The organism is Haemophilus sp. C1 (assembly GCF_001276515.1).
GTDB lineage: Bacteria > Pseudomonadota > Gammaproteobacteria > Enterobacterales > Pasteurellaceae > Haemophilus.
In genome coordinates, this window is record NZ_LDVZ01000007.1 from 56,427 (window position 1) to 83,089 (window position 26,663).

The window sequence follows — 26,663 nt, forward strand, 5'->3', positions numbered from 1 at the left end:
GCCTAATTTTCTCGCCGCACTTTTGGGCTTCTCAATTTTGTGGCTAATTAATAAGAACAAGCATCAGGGGCAATCCAGTGAATTCTATGGATAAAAATGAACAATCATCTCAAAATGAATTAGATTTAGGGCTTAATCAAGAGCCAATTACACCAAAGAAAACAATTCAGCCAAGTTCGTTAATTTTAGGTAAAGCAAAAGGGTTATTTGCCAAAAAAAATCACGTGCAAACTAACTTTCAGCAACGTAAAGAACCTACTTTTGGCGATTCATCAACGCAAGAAAATGATCCTTTAATTCCGAGTGAAAATTTGAAAACAGCACAAGAGCCAGTTCTTCAACCTTCTTTCACAGAAGAAAATATTTCTTCGGTTGATGAAGAAATCAGTGCTGAAAATAACGCGGATGAACCCGTCGAAAAGGCTGAAAAACCTATTTTAGCCCAACCAGAAAAATGGAAAGTATTACAAGTATTACCTGCAAAACATCGCCGTTTGTTTATGGCTATTTTTGTGTTGGTTATTTTATTGATTATTTTCTTTGCATTAAAACCAAGTTCTGACACCGTTGAGTCTTTCACTCAATCTAACAGTAATGAAATTCCTGTGCAGTTCCAATCGTTAGATCAAAGTCAGCCAGTGGAAACCACGATTTTAGATAATCCTCCTACACAAAATCAGATGGCGGCAGAGCAAGCTAACCAACCTGAAAATGCGCCAAAAGTAGATGAATCGGCGAATAATATGACGGCTCAAAACCAATCAGTAGAAAATGCGCCAATGCAACAAAATGTTGTTCAAGCTCCAATTCAAATGCCAAATGAAATGGCTGCGGCATCTGTTATGTCTATGCAAGCAGCTCAAGCGGAACAGCCTCAAATGCAACCTGCACAAACGCAAGCAGAACAGCCAAAATCAACCGTGACTGTTCAACCGATGAAAAAAACGGTAGAGCCACAAGTTGCGCATAAAGATACCGCGAAAAAAGAAGTGAAAGTGGCGGAGAAAGCACAGGCTCCATCAAAAGCAATGGAACAAAGCGTCGCTAAAACAGCAGGAAAAGCACCGATTGTTGAAGCCAAACCTGTTCAAGCTAAAAAAGAAAAGAAAGTTCAAATCGTTGATGCAAAACCTGTGAGTAAATCTACAGCCTCTCGCCTTTCTGCAAAAACATTAACTGTGCCGAAAGGTGTTTCACTGATGCAAGTCTTCCGTGATAATCAACTTAATATTTCCGATGTAAACGCAATGAGCAAAGCGGCAGGGGCGGGCAATGTATTAAGTAGCTTTAAATCTGGCGATAAAGTAACGGTATCTGTGAATAATCAAGGGCGAGTAAATGAAATGCGTTTATCCAATGGCGCGCGTTTTGTTCGTCAATCTGATGGTTCTTATCAATATAAAAAATAATTTTTTTGGCGAGTAATCGCCTTTTTTTCTTTTTAAGTTCTTTTCTCAAGGTAGGATTTATGTTGAAAAAAACATCTCTTATTTTTACCGCACTTTTGCTGGCTGGCTGTACGCAAAATACGAATGTGACAACCCCCCAAGCGCAAAAAATGCAAGTAGAAAAAGTGGATAAAGCCTTACAAAAAGGCGAAGCTGACCGATATTTATGTCAAGATGATAAAGTTGTTCGTGTTGTACACGCCACGCATAAAAAATACAAAAAAAATTTGCATTATGTCACTGTTACTTTTCAAGGCGTATCAGAAAAACTAACCTTAATGATTTCTGAACGTGGTAAAAATTACGCCAATATTCGTTGGATGTGGCAAGAGCGTGACGATTTTAGTACTCTAAAAACAAATCTTGGCGAAATTTTAGCGGCGCAATGTGTGTCACAAACAAGTGAACGCTTATCTGGACAATAATCGTGCAAAGCGAACTTCAACGTGGTTTTGTTTTGCATCGCCGCCCTTACAGTGAAACGAGCTTATTGGTGGATTTATTCACTGAAGAAAGTGGGCGTTTAACAGTCATTGCAAAAGGGGCGCGCGCAAAGCGTTCATCTTGGAAATCGGTCTTGCAACCTTTCACACCTTTATTGTTGCGTTGGACGGGAAAAAGCGCATTGAAAACCCTTACCAAAGCTGAACCTGCCGCAATTACACTGCCTTTACAACAAATCGCCCTTTATAGTGGATTTTATGTAAATGAATTACTCACTCGTGTTATTGAGTCTGAAACGCCTAATCCTGCGCTTTTTCAACATTATTTAAAATGCTTAACAGGCTTGGCAACGGAAACCAACGTTGAACCAACGTTGCGTCTTTTTGAATTTCAACTTTTACAAATTCTTGGTTACGGCGTGGATTTTCTCCATTGTGCAGGGTCTGGCGAGCCAGTGGATTGCACAATGACATATCGTTATCGTGAGGAAAAAGGTTTCATCGCGTCTTTAGTGAAAGATAATCTCACTTTTTACGGCAGAGATTTGTTAGCCTTTGAAGCCCTCGATTTTTCTGATGATACGGTACGTCAAGCAGCAAAACGTTTTACTCGTATTGCGCTGAAACCTTATCTTGGCGATAAACCGTTGAAAAGCCGGGAATTATTCACTCAAAATATTTTACTTCTAAAATAATGGTTCTTCTTTATACCCCAAAGCAAAAAACAAAAAATGTTCAAACCATTACGGCGGATATTCTTGATTTAGATTATCAAGGTTTAGGCGTGGCGAAAATTAATGGTAAAACTTGGTTTATTGAAAATGCACTTCCACACGAAAAAGTGGAATGTCGTATTTTGGAAGATAAACGCCAATATGGACACGCCATTGTAAAAAAATGGCGAGTAAAAAGCCCTGAACGTTTAGCACCAAAATGTACTTATTTTATGCATTGTGGGGGTTGCCAAGGACAGCATATTCCTATTGAAATGCAGAGGAAAGCGAAAGAATCCGCATTGTTTAAACGATTAAGCAAATTACAGTCAGAACCTATTTCATTCCAACCTATGATTTGTGGCGATGCTTGGGCATATCGCCGTCGTGTGCGTTTGAGTTTATGGTTTAACCCAAACACAAAACAAATCGACATGGGCTTTCGTCAGAAAAATACCAATGATTTAGTTACCGTTCAATCTTGTGAAGTGGCAGAGCCTGCAATCAATCATTTACTGCCTAAATTAACCGCACTTTTAGAACAATTTTCTGCACCGAAACAGTTGGGGCATATTGAACTTGTAGCTGCTGATAATGGCGTTGCAATGTTGTTACGTTACACCAAAAAACTTTCGGAAATTGACCGCACTTTATTGCTTAAATTTGCTGAACAAGAAAAGTTAATGCTGTTTTTACAAAGTGATGAAGGCATTGAACAAATCCATGGCGATTCACCTTATTATCAATTTTCTGATGGCATAAAATTACATTTTGATATTCGTGATTTTATCCAAGTAAATCGTGCATTAAATGAACGTATGGTAAATACCGCGTTGGATTGGCTTGAATTGAACCAACGGGATTGCGTGTTAGATTTATTTTGCGGCATGGGAAATTTTACGCTTCCTCTCGCGAAACGCGTGAAAAGTGCGGTAGGAATTGAAGGCGTTTTTGAAATGGTCCAAAAAGCGGAGCAAAATGCCGCAAGAAACCAAATCAAGAATATTGAATTTTTCCAAGCCGATCTTGACCAATCCTTTGTTGAACAACCTTGGGCACGTCAGTCGTTCAATAAAATTTTGCTTGATCCTCCACGTAGTGGCGCAGCTTTCGCGTTAAATGCTTTGTGCGAGTTGAAAGCAGAGAAAATTTTATATGTGTCCTGTAATCCCGCAACATTAGTGCGTGATGCGGAAATTTTACGTAATTTTGGCTACAAGATTGAAAAAAGTGCGGTGATAGATATGTTCCCTCATACGGGGCATTTGGAATCGATAACGTTATTCACTACAAAATAACTCGGTTATTCGGTACAATATCCACCCAAATAAAAGCGACAGGAAGTTGCTTGCTCTTCATCAATAAGGGGGTGTTATGGTTGCTGTTCGTGGTTCTCATTTGTTAAATCCGCAGGATTTTGTGATTGAACAATGGTGCGCTGGCTTAAAACTGGCAGAACAAACAGAAAAAAGTTTGATCGATGCGTGGTATTACGCACGTGACTTAATGAGCACCCATCCCGATGAAATGAAGAATGCGACTTTGATGCTCCAGTCTGGCGTGGAAATGGTAGAAATTTTGCACGAACTTAATATGGATGCGGAAACATTGCTTACTGCAATGTTGTTTCCTGTGGTTGCAAATAAATTAACCGATTGGGAAAGCCTAAAAGAAAAATTTGGTGCGAAAATCACTAAATTGCTCAAAGGCGTGTTGGAAATGGATAACATCCGTCAACTCAATGCCAGCCATTCCGCTAACGCATTACAAGTGGATAATGTTCGCCGTATGTTGTTAGCGATGGTGGACGATTTCCGCTGCGTAATCATTAAACTTGCCGAACGTATTACTTTCTTGCGTGATGCAGAGCATCGTTGCGCCGAAGAAGATAAAGTCCTTGCCGCCAAAGAATGTTCTTATATTTATGCCCCTCTTGCCAATCGTCTTGGGATTGGTCAGTTGAAATGGGAGTTAGAAGATTACTGCTTCCGTTATCTCCATCCTGAACAATATCGCGCTATTGCTAAATTATTGCAGGAACGTCGTCTTGATCGTGAACATTACATTGCTGATTTCGTTAGCGAGTTGAGCGGTTATTTACGTGAAAGTATCGAGCAAGTGGAAGTCTATGGTCGTCCGAAACATATTTACAGCATTTGGCGCAAAATGCAGAAAAAGCATCTTGAGTTTAGCGGTTTATATGATGTCAGAGCGGTCAGAATTATCGTGCAAAAATTGCAAGATTGTTACACCGCACTTGGGATTGTTCATACTCAATTTAAACACTTACCCAAAGAATTTGACGATTATGTGGCGAACCCGAAACCGAACGGTTATCAATCTATTCATACTGTTGTTTTGGGTAAAGGCGGCAAGCCAATTGAAGTGCAAATTCGAACCCAACAAATGCACGATGATGCAGAGTTGGGGGTGGCTGCACACTGGAAATATAAAGAGGGCAATACAGGCAGTATGTCTGCCTACGAAGAAAAAATTGCGTGGTTGCGTAAATTGCTAGCTTGGCAAGATGATATTACGGATTCTGGCGAAGTGATGGCTGAGTTACGCAGTCAAGTATTTGATGATCGTGTCTATGTGTTTACGCCAAAAGGCGAAGTGGTGGATTTGCCAACGGGATCTACACCATTAGATTTTGCTTATGCAATTCATAGTGAAATTGGTCATCGCTGCATCGGGGCAAAAGTGGCAGGGCGTATTGTGCCATTTACCTATCAGCTACAAATGGGCGATCAAATCGATATTATTACCCAGAAAAATCCGAACCCGAGCCGTGACTGGCTAAACCCAAATTTAGGATTTACCCATACGTCAAAATCTCGCGCCAAAATCCAAGCGTGGTTTAAAAAACAAGATCGCGATAAAAATATTCCAGCGGGTAAAGAATTACTCGATAATGAACTCACGCGTTTAAATTTAAGCATTAAGCAAATAGAGCCTTATGCGTTACCACGCTATAACTTGAAAAATTTGGACGATCTTTATGCGGGCATTGGCAGTGGCGATATTCGTTTAAATAACTTAATCAATTTCTTGCAAAGTAAATTGATTAAAGTGACCGCTGAAGAAGCTGATCAAGAAATTTTACGTCATGTTGCTAACAAAAGTGCGGTGAATTCTCAGCAGAAATCTGAAAAGAACAATGGCTACGTGATTGTGGAAGGCGTGGGCAATCTTATGCATCATATTGCACGTTGCTGCCAGCCGATACCGGGCGATGCGATTGTTGGCTATATCACAATGGGGCGTGGTATTTCTATTCACCGAGCGGATTGCGAACAGTTCTTGGATTTACAAACAGCTCATCCAGAACGCGTGGTGGAATCTATTTGGGGCGAAAATTACGCAAGTGGTTTCCATATTAATATCCGTATTGTGGCAGGCGATCGCAATGGCTTATTGCGTGATATTACGACGGTTCTAGCAAATGAAAAAATTAGCGTATTAGGGGTGTCAAGCCGTGCTGATACCAAAAAACAGCTTGCTACCATTGATATGGAAATTGAACTCCATAATGTTGAAAGTTTGAGTAAAATATTGGCTCGATTAGCAAAATTAGATGACGTTATCGAGGCGAAACGTTTATAAAAATAGGAAAATTTATGTATAAAACAACGGGGCTAACCCATTTAATCAATTCCACTAAATATTCATTACAAGGCTTAAAAAGTGCGTTTAAGAATGAAACGGCCTTTCGCCAAGAGTGTTTTCTTGCCTGCATTTTAATTCCTCTTGCTTTCTTTTTAGGCGAAACAAAAATTGAAATTATCTTGATGATTTCTTCTGTTTTGCTTGTGATGGCGTTAGAACTTTTAAACAGTGCGGTGGAAGCTGTAGTTGATCGTATTGGTACAGAACGCCACGAACTTTCAGGGCGTGCGAAAGATCAAGGTTCTGCATCGGTATTTATTGCCCTTTGTATTGTCGGTATCGTTTGGGGCGGAATTTTATTCTTCTAGCCCTTCAAAAGTGCGGTAAGTTTTTACCGCATTTTTGATTTATTCAATCACGTCAAAATCATTTATAAAAATAAGGAAAAATATGACCGCACTTTTAAAAATTGGTCTTGTGTCTGTTTCTGATCGTGCATCAGCAGGCGTATATCAAGATCAAGGTATTCCAGAGTTACAGGCTTGGTTAGAACAAGCGCTTGTCGATCCTTTCCATTTGGAAACAAGATTAATTCCCGATGAACAGCCAGTTATTGAACAAACATTAAAAGAACTGGTGGATGAACAAGGTTGTCATTTAGTGCTGACAACTGGTGGAACAGGGCCAGCAAAACGCGATGTAACGCCTGATGCAACCCTTGCTGTAGCGGATCGAGAAATGCCGGGTTTTGGCGAACAAATGCGTCAAGTGAGTTTGCATTTTGTGCCTACCGCAATTTTATCCCGCCAAGTGGGCGTGATTCGTAAGGAAAGTCTGATTTTAAATCTTCCAGGTCAGCCTAAAGCAATTAAAGAAACCTTAGAGGGCGTGAAAGATAAAGAGGGAAATGTGCTTGTAAAAGGTATTTTCAGCGCAGTGCCTTATTGTTTGCAACTGATTAACGGCTTATATATTGATACCAAGCCTGAAATCATCGAAAGTTTCCGTCCTAAATCTGCAAGACGTGAAAATCTGGAGAAATAGCATGAAAAAAATCGAAGCAATGATCAAACCCTTTAAATTAGATGATGTGCGAGAAAGTCTTTCAGATATTGGTATTTCAGGTATGACAATCACGGAAGTACGTGGATTTGGTCGCCAAAAAGGTCATACAGAACTTTATCGTGGTGCGGAATATATAGTGGATTTTCTGCCGAAAGTGAAATTGGAAGTGGTAGTTCCTGATGAGCTTGTGGATCAATGTATTGAAGCTATTATTGAAACGGCACAAACAGGCAAAATCGGTGACGGCAAAATTTTTGTTTATAACGTTGAGCGAGCGATCCGCATTCGCACGGGCGAAGAAAACGAGGATGCGATTTAGTGCAAAATAATTTAAATTTACACCGCACTTTGCTTGGCATTGCTGCGGTAATTATTATCTTAGCTGGCGTAAAATTGGCGGCAGAAATTGTGGTGCCATTCTTGCTATCGCTATTTATCGCGATAATTTGCTCACCGATGATTAAGGCGATGACGCAACGCCGAGTCCCTCATTGGTTAGCCATTACTTTACTTTTCGTCTTGATTTCTTTGGTGTTTTTCTTCTTAGTCGGGTTGATTAACAGCACTGCAAGAGAATTTACCCAATCTATTCCACAATATAAGATTTTGCTTTCACAACGCATAAGTGATTTGACTGCTTTATCGCAACGTTTCAATCTGCCTTTCACGCTTTCGCGTGAAACCATCCAAGAAAATTTTGACCCAAGCAGCATTATGAATTTTGTGAGCCGAGTATTGCTGAATTTCTCTGGTGTGGTCAGTAATGTGTTTGTTTTAGTGTTGGTCGTGATTTTTATGCTTGCTGAAGCGCCAACGATGAAACATAAATTTGCTATGGTGATTAGCTCAACACCTTATGATGCAGTCAAAGAAGAACGTCATATTGACCGAGTTTTGCAAGGCGTAATTGGTTATCTTGGAATTAAAAGCATCACGAGCTTACTGACTGGTGTTGGGGTATTTATTTTGTTGGAAGCCTGTGGGGTTCAATATGCCATTTTGTGGGCAACCTTGAGTTTCTTGTTGAATTATATTCCGAATATTGGTTCTATCATTGCGGCTATTCCGATTATTGTGCAAGCCTTATTACTAAATGGTTTTGGTGTTGGCTTTGGCGTGGCAGTCGGTGTTATTGCGATCAATATGGTTGTCGGTAACATTATTGAACCTAAAATGATGGGGCAACGATTAGGGCTTTCAACCTTAGTAGTATTCCTTTCATTATTGTTTTGGGGATGGTTACTTGGAACAGTGGGAATGCTACTGTCTGTTCCTTTGACGATGGCATTAAAAATTGCCTTGGAGTCCAGTCCCAATACAGCGAAATATGCCTGTCTATTGGGGGATGTAGAAGATTTCAAATAGATTTTAGAGATAAAAGTGCGGTGAATTTTCACCGCATTTTTTATGATAAGTCTTGCGGATCAACGTCCAAAATTAACCGCACTTGGCTGTTTTTTTCAAGTTCGGCTTGTTGATATTCTCTCAATGCTTTTTGCAACGTCATTCTTGATGGATGTTGCAATAATAACTGCCAGCGATATTGCTCCGCTTTCTTGCTGAACGGTGCAGGCATAGGGCCAAGCATTTGTAATCCCTCAATTTGCTTCGATTGAAAAAAATCTGCAATTTGGCTTAAGCAATTTTCTGCAAGCTCAGAATGTCTAGCCTGTGCTTTGAATAACGCCTGAAAAGTGAAAGGGGGTAATCCCATTGAATGGCGTAATTGTAAGGTTTCTTTGGCAAAAGCTTGATAACCATTTGCCAATAAGGTGGTAAGCAAAGGATGATCGGGATAATGTGTTTGTAGCACGACTTCGCCTTGTTTATCGGCACGTCCAGCTCGTCCAGCAACTTGAATATAAAGTTGAGCTAAACGTTCTTCTGCACGAAAATCCAGTGAAAATAATGCACTATCTACATTCACTAAGGCAACGAGGGTAACATTCGGAAAATGATGCCCTTTCGCAAGCATTTGTGTGCCAATCAAAATTTGGCTTTTGCCTTGTTGAATATCTTCTAAATAACTCTCCAATTTTCCTTTACGCGCCGTGCTATCGCGGTCGATTCGAGCTACAGAATAATGAGGAAATAGCATTTTCAAGGTTTCTTCTAATTGTTCCGTGCCGAGACCTGTGGTTACTAAATGAGTCGAGCCGCAATCGCCACATTGACGAGGAATAGTTTTTTGCGCGCCACAATGATGACAACGCAATACATTTTGATGCTGATGATAGGTATAAGGTTTTTCACAATGAGGGCATTGTGCGATCCAACCACATTCATGGCAAAGCAATACGGGTGCAAAGCCTCGACGATTTAAGAAAAGCAACACTTGATTGCCTTTTTCGAGGTGGGCTTTCATCCGTTCTAATAAGGGTTTTGATAACCCGTTTTGTATGTGTTGATTTTTCAAATCAATGACGAAATGACGAAGTGCGGTAGAATTCCCCGCTCTTTTTGATAAAACTAAATGTTGGTATTTGCCATTTTGTACATTATTAATACTTTCTAAACTTGGCGTGGCAGAACCCATTAATACCGCAATATTTAGTTTTTGAGCCAGTACAATCGCCAAGTCTCGCGCATGGTAACGCCAGCTGTCTTGCTGTTTGTAAGACGCGTCCTGTTCTTCGTCTAAAATAATTGCACCAAGATTAGAAAATTGCGTGAACAATGCCGATCTCGTGCCAATCACAATGGCACTTTGTCCCGAACGCGCACGATCCCATACATAAAGCCGTTGCGTATCGGTTAAATTAGAATGCAGCACATCAATTTCTACATTAAAACGTGCTTTAAAACGTTGCACCGTTTGAGGTGTTAGCCCGATTTCTGGTACAAGCACTAATACTTGCTTACCCGATTTTAGAATTTCTTCAATATACTGCAGATAAATTTCTGTTTTGCCTGAACCTGTTACCCCATCAAGCAGCCATACGTTGAAACCAGAATGAAAGAGCAATTGACTAAACGCTAAGGCTTGCTGCTTATTTAAGGTTAAGCGATTTTCAGCATTGACAATTGGGTTATTGCCTAAGCTTTGTTGCCAGCTTAGGGGCTTGGTTTGGATAGTCATTTCCTCAATAAACCCTTTGGCTTTTAAGGATGACCAAATCGCAGAAGAAAAATCATTATTGCCTTTTTCAAGATCAGTTTCAGATAAGCATTGTAGGGCTTCAGCTTGCTTTTTCGAGCGTTTTAATTCGCCTTGTTCAAGAGCATTTTTCCCCGCATCTGTAATTCGCCAAAAAGTGCGGTCATTTTTCACCGCACTTTCGCCGTTGCGTAATTTCACAGGCAAGGCTTGAAATAACACATCGCCTAATCCTGCTTGATAATAATTTGCAGCCCAATGCAGCCAATCCCAATAAACGGGCGTAAAAAGTGGAGTTAAATCCAATGGTTGAAGAATGGCTTTAAGTTTATCCTCTGGAATGTCTGATTTTGTTGGGAAATCAGCCACAATCGCTACGCGTTTTTGCGTGCCAAAAGGCACAAGAACGCGCATACCGATTTGTAATAAAACATTATCGGAGACGAGATAATCAAATAAACGAGGAAGCGGCACAGCCAGTGCCACTCGGACAATTTTCATAATCAACCTTGGGAAAAAATTTGCCCTATTATACGAGAAAAATTGGTATAATCGCCGCCAATTTTTTTCACGAACAAGATTTTTATGACACAAACTTTTGCTGATCAAAAACGTAAAACCGTTGAAACCGCAGAATTTACCGAAGATGGCCGCTATAAACGCAAAGTCCGTAGTTTTGTGCTCCGCACAGGTCGTTTGAGTGAATTTCAGAAAAACATGATGAATGATAACTGGGGAACACTTGGTTTAGATTATCAAACGGAACCTTTTGATTTTGCGAAGATTTATGGCAATGATAATCCAGTTGTATTAGAAATTGGCTTTGGAATGGGAAAATCGCTCGTGGATATGGCTTTTGCTAATCCCGACAAAAATTATCTTGGCATTGAAGTTCATACTCCAGGCGTTGGTGCTTGTATTGCTTATGCAGTGGAAAAAGGCGTAACGAATTTACGCGTGATTTGTCATGATGCCACGGAAATTTTACGAGACAGTATTGCAGATGGTGTGCTTGGCGGTTTGCAATTATTTTTCCCTGATCCTTGGCATAAAGCAAAGCATCATAAACGCCGTATTGTTCAACCGCACTTTGTGGCACAAGTTGTACAAAAATTAGGTGGAAATGGTTTTATCCATATGGCGACAGACTGGGAAAATTATGCAGAGCAAATGCTAGAAGTATTAAGCGCAAACACCGATTTAGTGAACACTTCGAAAAATGGTGATTATATTCCAAGACCAGATTTTAGACCTTTAACTAAATTTGAAGCCAGAGGCCACAGACTTGGTCATTGTGTTTGGGATTTATACTTTGTGAAGAAATAAAGCCTATTTTGGGCAAATTAACTTTTGGGTGAAGATTGGTGTTGGGAAAATCCGATGCCAAATTCACGAATTTAATATAGAATACTGATTTGAATACGACCTTAATAGGAGAAATACCATGCCTAAATCTTACAATCAACGTCAACGTAAAAAACTTCACCTCGCTGAATTCCAAGAACTTGGTTTTCTTGTAAATTTCCAATTTGCAGAAGGTACTGCGATTGAAACAGTAGATGAAATTGTTGATCGTTTTATTAACGAAGTGATTCAACCAAATGGTCTAGCTTATGAAGGTAGCGGGTATTTACATTGGGAAGGTTTAGTTTGCCTAGAAAAAATTGGTAAATGTGATGAAAGTCATCGTGAAACTGTGAAAAAATGGTTAGAAACCAATAGTTTGCAACAAATTGAAGTAAGTGAGTTATTTGATATTTGGTGGGAATATCCAGCAAAAGCAGAGTAATTTGATTTAAAAACAGCATGGTATAAATTGCTGTGCTGTTTTATTAAAAATATTAGCGAAATTCACCGCACTTTAGATTTTTTGATCTATCACAAATAAAGCTCAATAATTTAACGATCTACCTATTTTGGGTGGTTCATATTGTAACTGTTGCGTCGCATAATTCTACGCCTTAAAAAAGCATTTGTTTATTTATTCACAAAAGGCACGCTTGATGACCGTTGAAAACTTACCCCGCAGACAGTTTTTACGAGGTAAATTCTTAACGTCTTTACATTCAGAAAATGAGCAAAAACAAGGCTTTGATGGAATTCGCCCACCTTGGGCTGTGGAAAATTCTATTTTTGTGGAGCAATGTACTCGCTGTGGCGATTGTCTTTCTGTCTGTGAAACCAATATTTTGGTAAAAGGCGATGGAGGCTTTCCTGAAGTTCGTTTTGATAATGGCGAATGTACTTTTTGTGGAAAATGCGTAGATGTGTGTAAACAACCTATTTTTCATTCTCGCGATGAAAAGCCTTGGTTACACAAAATCGAAATTGGCATGGCTTGTTTAAGCCAACATCGCATTGAGTGCCGTTCTTGCCAAGACAGTTGCCCGATGAGAGCAATTAGTTTTCGTCTGCAAATGGGGGGAGTGGCGCAGCCTTTAGTGAATACGGATGTTTGTAACGGCTGTGGGGCTTGTTTACAGGGGTGTCCGGTGAATGCGATTAAAATTAGTTATCTAAAACAAAATGAGTAATATAAATTTATCTCCGGAAAGCGCAAAAGATTGGCATGTTGTTGGGCTAATTGTTCAAGGTAACCCGGAAAAATTTGCGGCAATTCGAACCGCACTTTTAGCGATTGAACATACTGAAATTCCAACTTTTGATGAAAAATTTGGAAAGATGGTCGTAGTGATGCAATCGCATGATCAACATATTCTGCTAGACAATATGGAAAGTGTGAAAGACATTGATGGTGTCATTAATGTGTCATTGGTGTATCACGAGCAAGACGAGCAGAAGAAATAAATTACTATAACAATATCTTTATTCTCTTGTAAGCAAGGGAAATGCTTAAAAGATAAAAGAAAAGTTTTTGTCTTTTATCGTAAGGCTACTGCCTTATAGGTGTGTAAAAAAGTTTACATTTAATAATAAATCAGTGTTTAACGTGGGGGAAACGCGATGAGTTTAAGTCGTCGAGACTTTATGAAAGCCAACGCAGCTGTAGCTGCGGCAACGGCTGCGGGGCTAACCATCCCAGTCAAAAATGTGGTTGCGGCTGAATCCGAAATTAAATGGGACAAAGCAGTATGTCGTTTCTGTGGTACCGGTTGTGCAGTATTAGTTGGTACTAAAGATGGACGTGTTGTGGCATCTCAAGGCGATCCGGATGCAGAAGTAAACCGTGGTTTAAACTGTATTAAAGGTTACTTCTTACCGAAAATTATGTACGGTAAAGACCGTGTAACTCAGCCACTTTTACGTATGACAAACGGAAAATTTGATAAGAACGGAGATTTTACGCCTGTTTCTTGGGATTTTGCGTTCAAAACAATGGCTGAAAAATTCAAAGAAGCTTTCAAAAAGAACGGTCAAAATGCAGTAGGTATGTTCAGTTCTGGTCAGTCTACCATTTGGGAAGGCTACGCGAAGAACAAACTTTGGAAAGCAGGTTTCCGTTCTAACAACGTAGACCCGAATGCACGTCACTGTATGGCGTCGGCGGCAGTTGCGTTTATGCGTACCTTCGGTATGGATGAACCTATGGGGTGTTATAACGACATTGAACATGCAGATGCTTTCGTTCTTTGGGGCTCAAATATGGCGGAAATGCACCCAATTTTGTGGTCTCGTATTACTGATCGCCGTATTTCTAATCCTGATGTTCGTGTAACTGTACTTTCTACTTACGAACATCGTAGTTTTGAACTTGCCGATCACGGTTTGATATTTACACCGCAAACTGATTTGGCGATTATGAACTATATCATCAATTATCTTATTCAAAATAATGCGATTAATTGGGATTTTGTTAATAAACATACCAAATTTAAACGCGGAGAAACGAATATTGGCTATGGTTTGCGTCCAGAGCATCCGTTAGAAAAAGACACGAATTATAAAACAGCTGGGAAAATGCACGATTCTTCTTTTGAAGAATTAAAGCAACTTGTCTCAGAATATACTGTGGAAAAAGTGTCGAAAATGTCTGGGTTAGATAAAGTTCAGTTAGAAACTTTAGCGAAACTTTATGCCGATCCAACGAAGAAAGTGGTTTCCTACTGGACAATGGGCTTTAACCAACATACACGTGGTGTGTGGGTAAACCAATTAATCTACAATATTCATTTACTTACTGGAAAAATTTCAATTCCGGGTTGTGGGCCATTTTCATTAACTGGTCAGCCTTCTGCTTGTGGTACAGCACGTGAAGTAGGTTCATTCCCTCATCGTTTACCGGCAGACTTAGTGGTAACTAATCCTAAACACCGTGAAATTGCTGAACGTATTTGGAAATTACCAAAGGGGACGGTTTCTGAAAAAGTGGGGCTACACACAATTGCACAAGACCGTGCAATGAATGATGGCAAAATGAATGTGTTATGGCAAATGTGTAACAATAATATGCAAGCAGGGCCAAACATTAATCAAGAGCGTTTGCCAGGCTGGCGTAAAGAAGGCAACTTCGTGATTGTTTCAGATCCTTACCCAACTGTATCCGCACTTTCCGCTGACTTAATTCTTCCAACGGCAATGTGGGTAGAAAAAGAGGGGGCTTACGGTAATGCAGAACGTCGTACTCAATTCTGGCGTCAGCAAGTCAAAGCACCAGGCGAAGCAAAATCAGACTTATGGCAATTAATGGAGTTCGCAAAATACTTTACGACTGATGAAATGTGGACAGAAGACTTACTTGCACAAATGCCTGAATATAGAGGTAAAACTTTATATGATGTGCTCTTCAAAAATGGTCAAGTAGATAAATTCCCATTGAGCGAACTTGCTGAAGGTCAATTAAACGACGAATCAGAATATTTTGGTTACTACGTTCACAAAGGTTTATTTGAAGAATACGCTGAATTTGGTCGTGGTCACGGTCACGATTTAGCTCCATTTGATATGTATCATAAAGCACGTGGTTTACGCTGGCCAGTTGTAGAAGGTAAAGAAACCTTGTGGCGTTACCGTGAAGGCTATGATCCGTATGTTAAAGAAGGGGAAGGTGTGGCTTTCTACGGTTATCCTGATAAGAAAGCGATTATTCTTGCGGTGCCTTATGAACCACCAGCTGAGTCACCCGATAATGAATACGATTTATGGCTATCAACGGGTCGTGTTCTTGAACATTGGCATACGGGTACAATGACACGCCGTGTACCAGAATTGCATCGCGCATTTCCAAATAATTTAGTATGGATGCACCCATTAGATGCACAAGCACGTGGTTTACGTCACGGCGATAAAATTAAGATTTCATCTCGTCGAGGCGAAATGATTTCTTACTTGGATACTCGCGGACGTAATAAACCACCTCGTGGCTTAGTATTTACCACTTTCTTTGATGCAGGTCAGCTTGCAAATAGCTTAACCCTAGATGCGACAGACCCAATTTCAAAAGAAACCGACTTCAAAAAATGTGCGGTAAAAGTGGAAAAGGCTGCGTAAAAACGATGTAAAAATCAACCGCACTTTATTTTCTCTCACCAATAAAAGAGGAAGATGAAAGTGCGGTTAAAATTTAAAAAGAAAATGAAGAAACCCGCTCTCAATCCTGAACGTAGAAAATTTCTCAAAGAAGCAACCCGTACTGCGGGTGGTTTAGCTGGCGTTGGGATTTTGTTGGGATTGCAGCAAAATCAAAGTCTTGCGCGAGAAGGTGTGCCATTACGTCCGCCCTTTGCTTTGCAAGATGCAAAAGCGTTTTCTGCCGCTTGTATTCGTTGTGGACAATGTGTTCAAGCCTGTCCTTATGACATGCTGCATTTAGCATCTTTATTATCGCCAGTAGAAGCGGGAACGCCGTATTTTATTGCACGTGATAAACCTTGCGAAATGTGTCCCGATATTCCTTGTGCTAAAGCCTGTCCTAGTGGTGCATTAGATCGTCAAGCAACAGATATTAATGAATCGCGTATGGGGCTGTCAGTACTGTTAGATCACGAAACTTGCTTAAATTATCAAGGATTACGTTGCGATGTTTGTTATCGGGTTTGTCCATTAATCGATAAAGCGATTACATTGGAAAAACAACATAATCCACGTTCTGATAAGCACGCGTTATTTATTCCAACAGTACATTCTGATGCTTGTACGGGATGTGGAAAATGTGAGCAAGCTTGTGTGTTAGAAGAAGCAGCGATTAAAATTTTACCAATGGATCTGGCAAAAGGTATGTTAGGTAAACATTATCGTTTAGGCTGGGAAGAAAAAGCGAAAGCTGGTCATTCTCTTGCGCCTAAAGATATGATTTCGTTGCCAACTCGAACGCCAGAGGGAGCTACAGTAATGCCTGAACCAGCAGAACCCGTGCTTGCGCCTATTTTAGGGAGTGGCAAATAATGGCAAATGCACCAAAATTTGCAGGGAAAGAGGCTCGAGAAAAATGGGGCTGGTGGTATGCAAACCGCTTTTTGTTTTGGCGTCGATTAAGCCAACTTAGCATTCTTACCATGTTTTTGAGTGGCCCTTATTTTGGCGTGTGGATTTTAAAAGGTAATTATAGTGGTAGTTTATTACTCGATACTATTCCACTAAGTGATCCTTTAATTACCGCTGAAAGCTTGGCTGCAAGACATTTACCAGATGCTCTCACTTTGATTGGTGCAGCGATTATTGTGTTATTTTACGCAGTACTTGGTAGTAAAGTGTTTTGTGGTTGGGTATGCCCACTAAATGTTGTGACTGACGGTGCTGCGTGGCTTCGCCGTAAGTTAGGCATTCGCCAAACAGCAAAAATTTCGCGTAGTTTACGTTATGGCATTCTTGTGCTTATTTTACTAGGCAGCTGCGTAAGCGGAATGTTGCTTTGGGAGTGGGTTAATCCAGTGGCTGCTCTTGGTCGAGCCTTTGTATTTGGTTTTGGTGCAACAGGCTGGCTATTACTTGTTATTTTTCTTTTTGATTTATTGATTGCAGAACATGGCTGGTGTGGACATCTTTGCCCAATTGGTGCTGCTTATGGTGTGATTGGTGCAAAAAGTTTAATCCGTATTAAAGTGATTGATCGTGCTAAATGCGATAATTGTATGGATTGCTACAATGTTTGTCCCGAAGCCCAAGTGTTACGTTCGCCTTTACACGGAAAAAAAGACGAAAGCCTACTCGTGCTTTCCAAAGATTGCATCAGCTGCGGACGTTGTATTGACGTTTGCGCTGAAAAAGTTTTTAAATTTTCGACCAGATTCGATCATTCAGGGGAGTGATTAATATGACTAAACAGGTATCTAAAATTTTAGCGGGATTATTTACCGCACTTTTTGCTGGCTCACTGATGGCATCTGATGCACCAGCAGTGGGAAAAGATTTAACTCAAGCGGCTGAAAATATTGCACCCGCATTTCACAATCCACCGCGTCAAAGCGAATTACCCGCATTGAACTATGTAAACCAGCCTCCAATGGTTCCACATAGTGTTGCAAATTATCAAGTGACAAAAAATGTAAATCAATGTTTAAATTGTCACAGCCCAGAAAATTCTCGTTTGAGTGGTGCAACTCGAATCAGCCCAACTCACTTTATGGATCGTGATGGAAAAGTAGGTTCAAGCTCATCACCACGTCGTTATTTCTGTTTACAATGTCACGTTTCTCAATCAAACGTAGATCCGATTGTTCCAAATGATTTCAAACCGATGAAAGGTTACGGAAACTAATTTAAGAGGTCTATATGTCTGAGAAAAAACCAAATATCTTAAAGCGTTTCTGGCAATGGTTTAGAAAACCAAGCCGTATGGCGATAGGTACAATTATTATCTTATCGGCTATTGGCGGTATTCTTTCTTGGGTTGGTTTTAACTATGGTTTAGAAAAAACCAACACTGAACAGTTCTGTGCAAGCTGCCATATGCAAGACGCTTATCCAGAATATTTACATAGCGTGCATTATCAAACTCGTACTGGTGTGGGGGCAAGTTGTCCAGATTGTCACGTACCACATGAATTTGGCGCAAAAATGAAACGTAAAATTGTTGCAGCTAAAGAAGTATTTGCTCACTATACTGGGAAAGTGGATACCTTAGAAAAATTCAATGCACATCGTTTAGAAATGGCTGAAAACGAATGGGCTCGTATGAAAGCTAACGATTCTAAAGAATGCCGTAACTGTCATAAAGTAGATCGTATGAACTTCAACGATCAACGTTCTGTGGCAGCACGTATGCATGAAAAAATGAAGACTGAAGGTAAAACTTGTATTGATTGTCACAAAGGTATTGCACACCAATTACCTGATATGAGTGGTGTTGAGTCAGGATTCAAAGACGAGAAATAATTTTCTCAATATATTGTGAAAAAATACCGCACCTAGTCGCTAAGTGCGGTATTTTTATTTTGTGTTTATACACAATAATCTATTGATGTTAGTCTTTATTTAAAGACCATTTTTCAGTAAACTTAATAAGTTTTGTTGAATTATTAAAATATCATTTCAAATTTAGGAATTATTGTGGCTCATCGAGATTTTGCCGCACGTCGCGGTTCAAATAATAAGAAAAAAACAAAAAAGAATAAGCATATTCTGATTATCCTTGCCTTAGCCGTTTTGTTAGCTTTTGGCGTAGGACTTTATTTGTTGAAAAATAAAAATAGCGAAGCTGTAGTACAACAGGCTGCGACACAACAAGAAAAAACGCAACCTAAAAGTGTCTTACCTAATCGTCCAGAGGAAGTTTGGAGTTATATCAAGGCGTTAGAAACGCGAACTGTTCCTGTTGATAATAAACCTACAAGCGTAGAGCAAAATATGCGCTTAACCGAAGAACAACGCCAAGTCCTAGTACAAATGGAAAAAGAACAACAAGCTGCGGAGGAAGCTCGTAAATTAGCGGAGCAACAACGATCGGAAGAGGCGGCTAAAGCTCAAGTGACACAAAAAGTAGAGCAGGAGAAAAAGCCTGAAGTGTTAAAAATAGAAACAGTGAAACCTGAATCTACACAAAAACAAGAACAGCCTAAAATTGATACTGCTAAAAAAGTGGAGCAACCTAAAACAGCAGATAATCCGAATGGTGGTAAAAAATTTGGTTTGCAATGTGGTGCTTTCAAAAATCGAGCGCAAGCTGAAAATTTGCAAGGACGTTTATCAATGACTGGGTTAAATGCACAAGTGCAAGTGAATGGTGAATGGAACCGTGTTCGTGTAGGTGGCTTTGCTAGTCGAGATGCTGCAGTGCAAGCGCAAAGTAAAGCCAAAAGTGTGGCAGATTGTGTTGTGATTGGTATGTAATGCGAATCTAAGGTTGTTGAGTTATCTTGATACGTTAAATCTCTATCATTGAAATAAAAAATCCCAACTAAAAGTGCGGTGCAATTAGTTGGGATTTTTTCATTAAGGATTATTACAAAATAATCATATCATCACGATGCATTGCTACTGCACCGTATTCATAGCCTAAAACATTTTCAATGTCTGCTGATTTTTTGCCCTTAATCAATTGTAGGGCATCGCTGTTATAGCGTGGCATACCTAGTGCAATGTCTTTACCCGATTGAGTGCGTATTTTGACTACTTCACCACGCGAAAAACGCCCTTCCACGTTAATAATACCAGCGGGTAATAAAGATTTATTTTGTTCAAGAATGGCATTTTTCGCTCCATCATCAATAGTGATAATGCCTGCCGATGGCGCGGCGAAAAGCCATTGTTTGCGGCTTTCTAATCGATCAGATTGGTGTGCAATAAATTTTGTGCCAATATCTTGTTCATAAGCAAGATCAGCGATCACATTTGGACGATTACCCGGTGCAATAATGGTTTCAATTCCAGAGCGAGTCGCAACATCGGCAGCAATGATTTTAGTCATCATTCCTCCAGTGCCAAGATTAGTCCCACTGCCACCTGCGATTGAGCGAATGTGATCCGTGATTTGTTCTACAACTGGAATTAATTTTGCTCCAGGATTTTTACGCGGATCACTATCAAATAAACCTTGTTGATCAGTCAATAAATAAAGTTGTTCGGCTTGAACAAGAATAGCGACTAATGCAGATAAATTGTCATTATCGCCCACTTTAATTTCTGCGGTCGCCACCGCATCATTTTCATTAATTACAGGAATTATGTGATTATCTAAAAGTGCGTGTAAAGTATCTCGCGCATTTAAAAAACGTTCGCGATCTTCAATATCGGCACGAGTTAATAAAAGTTGTCCGATATGAATATCATAAATAGCAAATAATTTTTCCCAAGCCTGAATTAATTGGCTCTGGCCAACCGCTGCAAGCAGTTGCTTTGATGCAATAGTCGGCGGTAATAGAGGATGATTCAGATAATGGCGACCCGCTGCAATAGCGCCAGAAGTAACGATTACTATACGAAATCCATCATTATGCAGTTTTGCAATTTGACGAACGATTTCCATCATGTGCGGTGAATTCAGTTTTGGAGAACCCTGTGTTAGGGTACTTGTACCAAATTTCACTACGATTGTTTTTTTGTTCATAGTCGTTTCCAAAGTTCTTAAAATTGACATTAACGTTATCACTAAATCAATGAAAAATCACCTAATATCAGGTATAGTAACGGCAAATTTTAGGGGGATTTATGACATTTAGTTTAATTGTAGCGACGACATTAAATAGCGTGATTGGTAAAGATAACCAAATGCCTTGGCACTTGCCCGCAGATTTAGCATGGTTTCGTCAGAACACGACTGGCAAACCTGTCATTATGGGACGTAAAACGTTTGAAAGTATTGGTCGCCCGCTACCTAAACGCACTAATATCGTACTTTCTCGTCAGTTTTTTGAACACGAAGGTGTGGTATGGAAAGATAGCTTTGAAAGTGCGGTCGATTTTGTCAGAGATTTTGATGAAATTATGTTGATTGGTGGGGGAGAGTTATTCAAACAATATTTGCCACAAGCAGATAAGTTATACCTTACTCAAATTCAAACAGAACTAGATGGAGATACTTTTTTCTCTCATTTGAATTGGGATGAGTGGGAAATTGAATTTGACGAATATCGTAAGGCGGATGAACAAAATCGTTATGATTGTCGATTTTTGATTCTTACACGAAAATAAATCAAATTAATGAAACCATATCTTTAGAACATTCATTAATCTAGAAAATAAAGAGATGATGATTTCCCTTGAGTTCCCCTTTTTAAAGTTTCATAATGAGCCTTCATTTTTTTATTTTTGATAGTTTTAAAGGTTATCTCAAATATCTCATTTTTAAACATTATCCCAACTTAGGGAAGGCATTATGACACAAACTGCAACTGAAACCCCATCAACTAAATCTGTATCAAATAAAACTAACCGTAAAAAAGGCTTAAGCATTTTTATTCTTGTCCTACTCATTATTAGTATTGCTTGTGCTTTGTATTGGTTTTTCTTCTTGAAGGATTTTGAAGAAACAGAAGATGCTTATGTGGGTGGAAATCAAGTAATGGTGTCATCACAAGTCGCGGGTAATGTGGCGAAGATTAATGCTGACAATATGGATAAAGTCCATGCAGGTGATATTCTAGTTGAATTGGATGATACGAATGCGAAACTTAGCTTCGAACAGGCCAAAAGCAATCTCGCCAATGCTGTACGTCAGGTAGAACAACTCGGTTTCACTGTGCAGCAATTGCAATCAGCTGTGCACGCCAATGAAATTTCTTTAGCTCAAGCTCAAGGTAATTTGGCGCGCCGAGTTCAACTTGAAAAAATGGGCGCGATTGATAAAGAATCTTTCCAACATGCAAAAGAAGCCGTTGAGCTTTCCAAAGCAAATTTAAATTCTTCTAGAAATCAATTAGCGGCCAATCAGGCTTTATTGAGTAACGTTCCATTACGTCAACAACCGCAAATACAGAATGCAATGAGTTCGCTCAAACAGGCTTGGTTGAATTTACAACGTACAAAAATTAGAAGCCCAATTGATGGCTATGTGGCGCGTCGTAATGCTCAAGTTGGGCAAGCCGTTTCAGTGGGAGGCGCATTAATGGCGGTGGTATCTAATGAGCAAATGTGGTTAGAAGCTAACTTCAAAGAAACCCAATTAACGAATATACGTATTGGCCAACCGGTGAAAATTCATTTTGATTTATACGGTAAAAATAAAGAATTTGATGGCGTGATAAATGGCATTGAAATGGGGACTGGTAATGCGTTTTCTCTTTTGCCTTCACAAAATGCTACGGGTAACTGGATTAAAGTGGTACAACGTGTACCTGTGCGAATTAAATTAGAACCACAACAATTTGCTGAAACCCCATTGAGAATTGGTCTTTCTGCAACGGCAAAAGTAAGAATTGCAGATTCATCTGGCCCAATGCTACGAGAAAAATCAGAACCGAAAACGTTATTTGCTACTGATACACTTAAATATGATGAAAGTGCGGTAGAAAATTTGATTGAATCTATCATTCAGCAAAACAGCCATTAAGGCGGTGTTATGGACAATTCCGCCAAAAAATTTCCACCTATTCAAGGTGGCGCGCTGATTTTATTAACACTAGCTTTATCTCTCGCCACCTTTATGCAGGTATTAGATTCTACGATTGCAAATGTGGCGATTCCTACTATTGCGGGCGATTTAGGCGTATCTTTTAGCCAAGGAACGTGGGTAATTACTTCTTTTGGTGTGGCAAATGCGATTTCTATTCCAATAACAGGTTGGTTAGCAAAACGTTTTGGCGAAGTGCGGTTATTTTTAGTCTCAACTTTTTTATTCGTTGTATCTTCTTGGCTTTGTGGGATTGCAGATAGTCTTGAGGCATTAATTATTTTTCGCGTCATTCAAGGTGCTGTAGCAGGCCCAGTGATCCCTCTTTCGCAAAGTTTATTATTAAATAATTATCCACCCGAAAAACGAGGAATGGCTTTAGCCTTTTGGTCGATGACCATTGTGGTAGCGCCTATTTTTGGCCCAATTTTAGGCGGATGGATTAGTGATAATATCCACTGGGGATGGATTTTCTTCATCAATGTTCCGATTGGTTTATTAGTTGTGCTAATCAGTTGGAAGATTTTGGGGAACCGAGAAAGTGAAATTGTTCATCAACCTATTGATAAAGTCGGTTTAGTTTTACTTGTCTTAGGCGTAGGATGTTTGCAATTAATGCTTGATCAGGGGCGTGAGCAAGATTGGTTTAATTCTAATGAAATAATTATATTAGCCGTTGTTGCTGTCGTTTGTCTGATTGCCTTGGTTATTTGGGAATTGACAGATGATAATCCTGTAGTAGATATTTCGCTTTTCCATTCTCGTAATTTTAGTGTAGGGTGTTTATGTACTAGTTTAGCCTTTTTGATTTATTTAGGTTCTGTGGTATTAATTCCGCTCTTGCTACAACAAGTCTTCCATTACACCGCGACGTGGGCTGGGCTTGCTGCTTCCCCAGTTGGATTATTCCCAATTTTGCTTTCACCGATTATTGGGCGTTTCGGTTATAAGATCGATATGCGAGTTTTAGTGACAATAAGTTTTATTGTATATGCAATAACATTTTATTGGAGAGCGGTGACTTTCGAGCCATCAATGACATTTGCTGATGTGGCTTTACCACAGTTAGTGCAAGGTTTGGCGGTGGCCTGTTTCTTTATGCCACTTACTACAATCACGCTGTCTGGCTTACCTGCGCATAGAATGGCTTCTGCGTCTAGCTTATTTAACTTTTTGAGAACTTTGGCAGGTTCAGTAGGGACATCTCTAACCACATTTATGTGGTATAAGCGTGAAGCTGTTCATCATACTCAATTAACAGAACACATTAATCCTTATAACCCAATTTCCCAAAGTTTTTACCATCAAATGAATCAATTTGGTTTAAGTGATACCCAAACTTCAACTTACCTCGCTCAACAAATAACATCGCAAGGATTTATTATTGGCGCAAATGAAATATTTTGGCTATCAGCTATGGGATTCTTAGGCTTATTTATTGTGATTTGGTTTGCACAACCACCTTTTGGCGGGCGTCATTAGTATCATATTATTCAAAATTTGAATGATTTAACCTCAAAATTTATCAATGTAAACATTGTTGAATTAAAAGAGGATTAGGAGTAGATTAGGTTAAATAATAATCATAAATATAAAGGATTATTTTTATGCCTGCTCAGCCTCTGTACTACGCCCATTCCGCCCAAGACAAACTCGGCAATCTCTTGCCTTACGAACATTGGCAAACCTTGCAAAGCCATTCGGTCAATGTTGGCGAAATGGCGGCGGAGTTTGCTCGCGTATTCGGTGCGCAGGAAATTGCCTGCCAGACGGGACAGCTGCATGATTTGGGGAAATATTCAGAAGCCTTTAATCACCGATTACATGGTGGCCCTTCAGTCGATCATGCTACTGCAGGAGCCAAAATTGCAGTCGAACGCTGGGGAAATGTGATTGGCAAGCTGATGGCATTTTGCATTGCGGGGCATCATGCAGGGCTGGCAAATGGAAACGGCGAAGGCGATAACCGCAGCACGTTAAAGGATCGTTTAGCCTTGCAATTTGGCAAAGATATTCCCACCCTCGATAACCTGTGGCAACAAGAAATCAAGATTCCTGAAACCCTCTCTCCGCCACCACTCAAAGCCGACGCGCATCATCCTTTTTTCTCCTACGCCTTCTTCACCCGAATGCTCTATTCCTGCTTGGTGGGATGTCGATTATCTCGACACCGAAGCCTTTTATTTAAACCTAGAAAACAAAACCGTCGAGCGCGGCGGTTATCCCGATCTAAACGCCTTACAACACAATTTCAATCAATTCATCAACGCTTTCAGACGACGCATTGCCCAAGCTCCAGAGCAAATCGAAACCGAAAAACGCAATGCCGCTTTAAACCGTCTACGCAGTGAAATTCTCGATTACGCCGTAGAACAAGCGGTACAACCGCAAGGGCTGTTCACGCTCACCGTGCCGACCGGCGGCAAAACCTTCACTTCCATGGCATTCGCGCTGGAACACGCCAAACGGCACGGTATGCGGCGCGTGATTTACGTCATCCCGTTCACCAGCATCATCGAGCAAAATGCCGCCAAATTCCGCAAAGCCTTTGGCGAATTGGGCGAACAAGCCGTGTTGGAACACCACAGCACCTTTGACGACGGCAAACTGCAAAATGAGGCCACCAAAGACAAATTGCGCCTTGCCTCGGAAAATTGGGACGCGCCGACTGTCGTGACCACCGCCGTGCAATTCTTCGAATCCCTCTTTGCCGGCCGCTCCTCGCGCTGCCGCAAGCTGCACAACATCGCAGGCTCCGTCATCATCCTTGACGAAGCGCAAATGCTGCCGCTCAATCTGTTGCTGCCCATCATGCAAGCCATCAAAGAATTGGCGCAAAACTACCGCTGCAGCATCGTCATGTGCACCGCCACCCAGCCCGCCGTGCAAGCCGAGAACAGCTTCTATCGCGGCTTTGAAAACGTGCGCGAAATAGCTCCAAAACCGACCGCACTTTTCGACAAACTGCGTCGCACCACCGTGCAACACATCGGCACACAAATCGACGCCGACCTGCTCGCCAAACTTGCCGAACACCCGCAAATGCTCGTCATCGTCAATAACCGCCGCCACGCCCGCAGCCTGTACGACCAAGCCAAGCACCTTAACGGCACGTTCCACCTGACTACCTTAATGTGCGCCAAACACCGCAGCCAAAAGCTCGATGAGATTCGAGGTCGTCTGAAAAACGGCGAACCCTGCCGCGTTATCGCCACATCTTTAATCGAAGCCGGCGTTGATGTGGATTTTCCGCTGGTGATGCGCGCCGAAGCAGGTTTAGACAGCGTTGCTCAAGCTGCCGGACGCTGCAACCGCGAAGGCAAAAGGCCGTTTGAAAACAGCTTTGTCTGGGTATTCGCGCCCGAAGACAAATGGAAAGCCCCGCCTGAACTTGCCGCCCAAGCCGCCGTTATGCGCCTGACCGCCGACAGTTTTTCAGACGACCTCTTATCCACCCAAGCCGTCGCCGCTTACTTCGCCGAGCTTTATCAATTAAAAGGCAGTGAACTGGAAAAAAATTCTGAAAATGCACAACGATACAGGGCAAAGCCTCGATTTCCCATTCCAAACCATCGCCGACAAGTTCCGCATGATCGAAAGCCATATGCAGCCGCTGATTATTCCGTTTGATGTTGATGCCGAAAACCTCATTAGCAGCCTGCACCATGCCGACCACATCGGCGGACTCTTACGCAAACTGTAACCCTACACCGTCCTAATCCCCGAAAAAGCCCTCGCCGCCTTGTATAAAGCAGGGCGTATTGAACCGATTAACGAGCAAAGCTTCGGCAAACAGTTTTATACGCTGATCGGGCTGGATTTGTATAATGAAGTGGCGGGGGTGAG

The 26,663-nt window shown here is 40.7% G+C and carries 26 protein-coding genes; 24 read left to right on the forward strand and 2 right to left on the reverse strand.

From position 1 onward, the window contains the following. The first annotated feature begins 77 nt into the window (after positions 1 to 77). The 9 genes from oapA (at position 78) to ABW51_RS04380 (ending at position 8,643) form a co-directional block, all read left to right on the forward strand. On the forward strand, positions 78 to 1,409 hold the full coding sequence (gene oapA, locus ABW51_RS04340; RefSeq protein WP_082318386.1) for an opacity-associated protein OapA: 1,332 nt from the start codon (positions 78 to 80) through the stop codon (positions 1,407 to 1,409). Between the two features lie 59 nt (positions 1,410 to 1,468). Further along, complete coding sequence (locus ABW51_RS04345) at positions 1,469 to 1,873, forward strand: MliC family protein (protein ID WP_021034436.1); 405 nt, start codon at positions 1,469 to 1,471, stop codon at positions 1,871 to 1,873. A 2-nt stretch (positions 1,874 to 1,875) separates the two neighbouring features. Further along, positions 1,876 to 2,586: a DNA repair protein RecO gene (gene recO, locus ABW51_RS04350; RefSeq protein WP_053465721.1), complete on the forward strand. Its 711-nt coding sequence runs from the start codon at positions 1,876 to 1,878 to the stop codon at positions 2,584 to 2,586. Further along, positions 2,586 to 3,902 carry a 23S rRNA (uracil(1939)-C(5))-methyltransferase RlmD gene (gene rlmD, locus ABW51_RS04355; protein WP_053465722.1) on the forward strand — a complete coding sequence of 439 codons (1,317 nt, stop codon included), beginning with the start codon at positions 2,586 to 2,588 and terminating at the stop codon, positions 3,900 to 3,902. Before recO ends, rlmD begins: the two co-directional genes overlap by 1 nt. Before the next feature lie 76 nt (positions 3,903 to 3,978). Further along, on the forward strand, positions 3,979 to 6,210 hold the full coding sequence (gene relA, locus ABW51_RS04360) for a GTP diphosphokinase (protein WP_053465723.1): 2,232 nt from the start codon (positions 3,979 to 3,981) through the stop codon (positions 6,208 to 6,210). 14 nt (positions 6,211 to 6,224) lie between these two features. After that, the gene (locus ABW51_RS04365) at positions 6,225 to 6,581 is read left to right on the forward strand and encodes a diacylglycerol kinase (protein ID WP_053465724.1); all 357 of its coding nucleotides are present in this window, start codon (positions 6,225 to 6,227) and stop codon (positions 6,579 to 6,581) included. Positions 6,582 to 6,663: 82 nt separating this feature from the next. Continuing rightward, a complete protein-coding gene (gene mog / locus ABW51_RS04370) occupies positions 6,664 to 7,257 on the forward strand; it encodes a molybdopterin adenylyltransferase (RefSeq protein ID WP_005647046.1) in 594 nt (197 codons plus the stop codon). A 1-nt stretch (position 7,258) separates the two neighbouring features. Next, complete coding sequence (gene glnB / locus ABW51_RS04375; RefSeq protein ID WP_053465725.1) at positions 7,259 to 7,597, forward strand: nitrogen regulatory protein P-II; 339 nt, start codon at positions 7,259 to 7,261, stop codon at positions 7,595 to 7,597. Next, the gene (locus ABW51_RS04380) at positions 7,597 to 8,643 is read left to right on the forward strand and encodes an AI-2E family transporter (RefSeq protein ID WP_053465726.1); all 1,047 of its coding nucleotides are present in this window, start codon (positions 7,597 to 7,599) and stop codon (positions 8,641 to 8,643) included. The genes glnB and ABW51_RS04380 overlap by 1 nt, the downstream gene beginning before the upstream one ends. A 40-nt stretch (positions 8,644 to 8,683) precedes the next feature. On the opposite strand, the gene priA is transcribed toward ABW51_RS04380, so the two are convergent. Then, entirely contained in the window at positions 8,684 to 10,876 is a 2,193-nt protein-coding gene (gene priA / locus ABW51_RS04385; protein WP_053465727.1) for a primosomal protein N', read from the reverse strand. 84 nt (positions 10,877 to 10,960) lie between these two features. Between priA and trmB the strand changes: the two genes are divergently transcribed. From trmB to ftsN, 10 genes are all read left to right on the forward strand, one after another. Continuing rightward, on the forward strand, positions 10,961 to 11,701 hold the full coding sequence (gene trmB, locus ABW51_RS04390) for a tRNA (guanosine(46)-N7)-methyltransferase TrmB (RefSeq protein ID WP_053465728.1): 741 nt from the start codon (positions 10,961 to 10,963) through the stop codon (positions 11,699 to 11,701). 118 nt (positions 11,702 to 11,819) lie between these two features. Next, positions 11,820 to 12,164, forward strand: coding sequence for a YggL family protein (locus ABW51_RS04395; RefSeq protein ID WP_053465729.1), 345 nt, complete (start codon positions 11,820 to 11,822; stop codon positions 12,162 to 12,164). A gap of 214 nt (positions 12,165 to 12,378) precedes the next feature. Then, positions 12,379 to 12,909 carry a ferredoxin-type protein NapF gene (gene napF, locus ABW51_RS04400; protein WP_005636506.1) on the forward strand — a complete coding sequence of 177 codons (531 nt, stop codon included), beginning with the start codon at positions 12,379 to 12,381 and terminating at the stop codon, positions 12,907 to 12,909. Then, positions 12,902 to 13,183 carry a chaperone NapD gene (locus ABW51_RS04405; RefSeq protein ID WP_053465730.1) on the forward strand — a complete coding sequence of 94 codons (282 nt, stop codon included), beginning with the start codon at positions 12,902 to 12,904 and terminating at the stop codon, positions 13,181 to 13,183. The genes napF and ABW51_RS04405 overlap by 8 nt, the downstream gene beginning before the upstream one ends. A gap of 156 nt (positions 13,184 to 13,339) precedes the next feature. Beyond that, positions 13,340 to 15,823: a nitrate reductase catalytic subunit NapA gene (gene napA / locus ABW51_RS04410; protein ID WP_053465731.1), complete on the forward strand. Its 2,484-nt coding sequence runs from the start codon at positions 13,340 to 13,342 to the stop codon at positions 15,821 to 15,823. Positions 15,824 to 15,877: 54 nt separating this feature from the next. Continuing rightward, on the forward strand, positions 15,878 to 16,717 hold the full coding sequence (napG, locus tag ABW51_RS04415) for a ferredoxin-type protein NapG (RefSeq protein WP_005659939.1): 840 nt from the start codon (positions 15,878 to 15,880) through the stop codon (positions 16,715 to 16,717). Continuing rightward, positions 16,717 to 17,580: a quinol dehydrogenase ferredoxin subunit NapH gene (gene napH, locus ABW51_RS04420; protein ID WP_053465732.1), complete on the forward strand. Its 864-nt coding sequence runs from the start codon at positions 16,717 to 16,719 to the stop codon at positions 17,578 to 17,580. The genes napG and napH overlap by 1 nt, the downstream gene beginning before the upstream one ends. Before the next feature lie 5 nt (positions 17,581 to 17,585). Beyond that, positions 17,586 to 18,029 (forward strand): nitrate reductase cytochrome c-type subunit, encoded by a 444-nt coding sequence (locus ABW51_RS04425; RefSeq protein WP_021034425.1) that lies wholly within the window; start codon positions 17,586 to 17,588, stop codon positions 18,027 to 18,029. A 14-nt stretch (positions 18,030 to 18,043) separates the two neighbouring features. After that, on the forward strand, positions 18,044 to 18,646 hold the full coding sequence (locus ABW51_RS04430) for a cytochrome c3 family protein (RefSeq protein ID WP_053465733.1): 603 nt from the start codon (positions 18,044 to 18,046) through the stop codon (positions 18,644 to 18,646). Between the two features lie 174 nt (positions 18,647 to 18,820). Next, the gene (gene ftsN / locus ABW51_RS04435) at positions 18,821 to 19,600 is read left to right on the forward strand and encodes a cell division protein FtsN (protein ID WP_053465734.1); all 780 of its coding nucleotides are present in this window, start codon (positions 18,821 to 18,823) and stop codon (positions 19,598 to 19,600) included. Between the two features lie 112 nt (positions 19,601 to 19,712). Here ftsN and proB read toward each other — a convergent pair whose 3' ends face one another. Then, positions 19,713 to 20,816: a glutamate 5-kinase gene (gene proB / locus ABW51_RS04440; RefSeq protein ID WP_053465735.1), complete on the reverse strand. Its 1,104-nt coding sequence runs from the start codon at positions 20,814 to 20,816 to the stop codon at positions 19,713 to 19,715. Positions 20,817 to 20,917: 101 nt separating this feature from the next. Between proB and folA the strand changes: the two genes are divergently transcribed. The 5 genes from folA to cas3 all read left to right on the forward strand — a co-directional run bounded on the left by folA (position 20,918) and on the right by cas3 (position 26,447). Next, positions 20,918 to 21,400, forward strand: coding sequence for a type 3 dihydrofolate reductase (gene folA / locus ABW51_RS04445; protein ID WP_053465736.1), 483 nt, complete (start codon positions 20,918 to 20,920; stop codon positions 21,398 to 21,400). A gap of 184 nt (positions 21,401 to 21,584) precedes the next feature. Further along, a complete protein-coding gene (locus tag ABW51_RS04450) occupies positions 21,585 to 22,757 on the forward strand; it encodes an EmrA/EmrK family multidrug efflux transporter periplasmic adaptor subunit (protein WP_053465737.1) in 1,173 nt (390 codons plus the stop codon). Between the two features lie 9 nt (positions 22,758 to 22,766). After that, complete coding sequence (locus ABW51_RS04455) at positions 22,767 to 24,299, forward strand: DHA2 family efflux MFS transporter permease subunit (protein WP_053465738.1); 1,533 nt, start codon at positions 22,767 to 22,769, stop codon at positions 24,297 to 24,299. Positions 24,300 to 24,424: 125 nt separating this feature from the next. After that, positions 24,425 to 25,168, forward strand: a complete 744-nt coding sequence (locus ABW51_RS10540) for a CRISPR-associated endonuclease Cas3'' (RefSeq protein ID WP_231625707.1) — start codon at positions 24,425 to 24,427, stop codon at positions 25,166 to 25,168. A gap of 58 nt (positions 25,169 to 25,226) precedes the next feature. Continuing rightward, positions 25,227 to 26,447, forward strand: coding sequence for a CRISPR-associated helicase Cas3' (gene cas3, locus ABW51_RS10545; RefSeq protein WP_231625708.1), 1,221 nt, complete (start codon positions 25,227 to 25,229; stop codon positions 26,445 to 26,447). The last annotated feature ends 216 nt before the right edge of the window (positions 26,448 to 26,663 follow it).

Coding starts and splice junctions, on each gene's coding strand:
- ABW51_RS04345 (WP_021034436.1), top strand. CDS start 1,469: ATGTTGAAAAAAACATCTCTTATTTTTACCGCACTTTTGCTGGCTGGC.
- rlmD (WP_053465722.1), top strand. CDS start 2,586: ATGGTTCTTCTTTATACCCCAAAGCAAAAAACAAAAAATGTTCAAACC.
- relA (WP_053465723.1), top strand. CDS start 3,979: ATGGTTGCTGTTCGTGGTTCTCATTTGTTAAATCCGCAGGATTTTGTG.
- ABW51_RS04365 (WP_053465724.1), top strand. CDS start 6,225: ATGTATAAAACAACGGGGCTAACCCATTTAATCAATTCCACTAAATAT.
- mog (WP_005647046.1), top strand. CDS start 6,664: ATGACCGCACTTTTAAAAATTGGTCTTGTGTCTGTTTCTGATCGTGCA.
- glnB (WP_053465725.1), top strand. CDS start 7,259: ATGAAAAAAATCGAAGCAATGATCAAACCCTTTAAATTAGATGATGTG.
- priA (WP_053465727.1), bottom strand. CDS start 10,876: ATGAAAATTGTCCGAGTGGCACTGGCTGTGCCGCTTCCTCGTTTATTT.
- trmB (WP_053465728.1), top strand. CDS start 10,961: ATGACACAAACTTTTGCTGATCAAAAACGTAAAACCGTTGAAACCGCA.
- ABW51_RS04395 (WP_053465729.1), top strand. CDS start 11,820: ATGCCTAAATCTTACAATCAACGTCAACGTAAAAAACTTCACCTCGCT.
- napF (WP_005636506.1), top strand. CDS start 12,379: ATGACCGTTGAAAACTTACCCCGCAGACAGTTTTTACGAGGTAAATTC.
- ABW51_RS04405 (WP_053465730.1), top strand. CDS start 12,902: ATGAGTAATATAAATTTATCTCCGGAAAGCGCAAAAGATTGGCATGTT.
- napA (WP_053465731.1), top strand. CDS start 13,340: ATGAGTTTAAGTCGTCGAGACTTTATGAAAGCCAACGCAGCTGTAGCT.
- napG (WP_005659939.1), top strand. CDS start 15,878: ATGAAAGTGCGGTTAAAATTTAAAAAGAAAATGAAGAAACCCGCTCTC.
- napH (WP_053465732.1), top strand. CDS start 16,717: ATGGCAAATGCACCAAAATTTGCAGGGAAAGAGGCTCGAGAAAAATGG.
- ABW51_RS04425 (WP_021034425.1), top strand. CDS start 17,586: ATGACTAAACAGGTATCTAAAATTTTAGCGGGATTATTTACCGCACTT.
- ABW51_RS04430 (WP_053465733.1), top strand. CDS start 18,044: ATGTCTGAGAAAAAACCAAATATCTTAAAGCGTTTCTGGCAATGGTTT.
- proB (WP_053465735.1), bottom strand. CDS start 20,816: ATGAACAAAAAAACAATCGTAGTGAAATTTGGTACAAGTACCCTAACA.
- folA (WP_053465736.1), top strand. CDS start 20,918: ATGACATTTAGTTTAATTGTAGCGACGACATTAAATAGCGTGATTGGT.
- ABW51_RS04450 (WP_053465737.1), top strand. CDS start 21,585: ATGACACAAACTGCAACTGAAACCCCATCAACTAAATCTGTATCAAAT.
- ABW51_RS04455 (WP_053465738.1), top strand. CDS start 22,767: ATGGACAATTCCGCCAAAAAATTTCCACCTATTCAAGGTGGCGCGCTG.
- ABW51_RS10540 (WP_231625707.1), top strand. CDS start 24,425: ATGCCTGCTCAGCCTCTGTACTACGCCCATTCCGCCCAAGACAAACTC.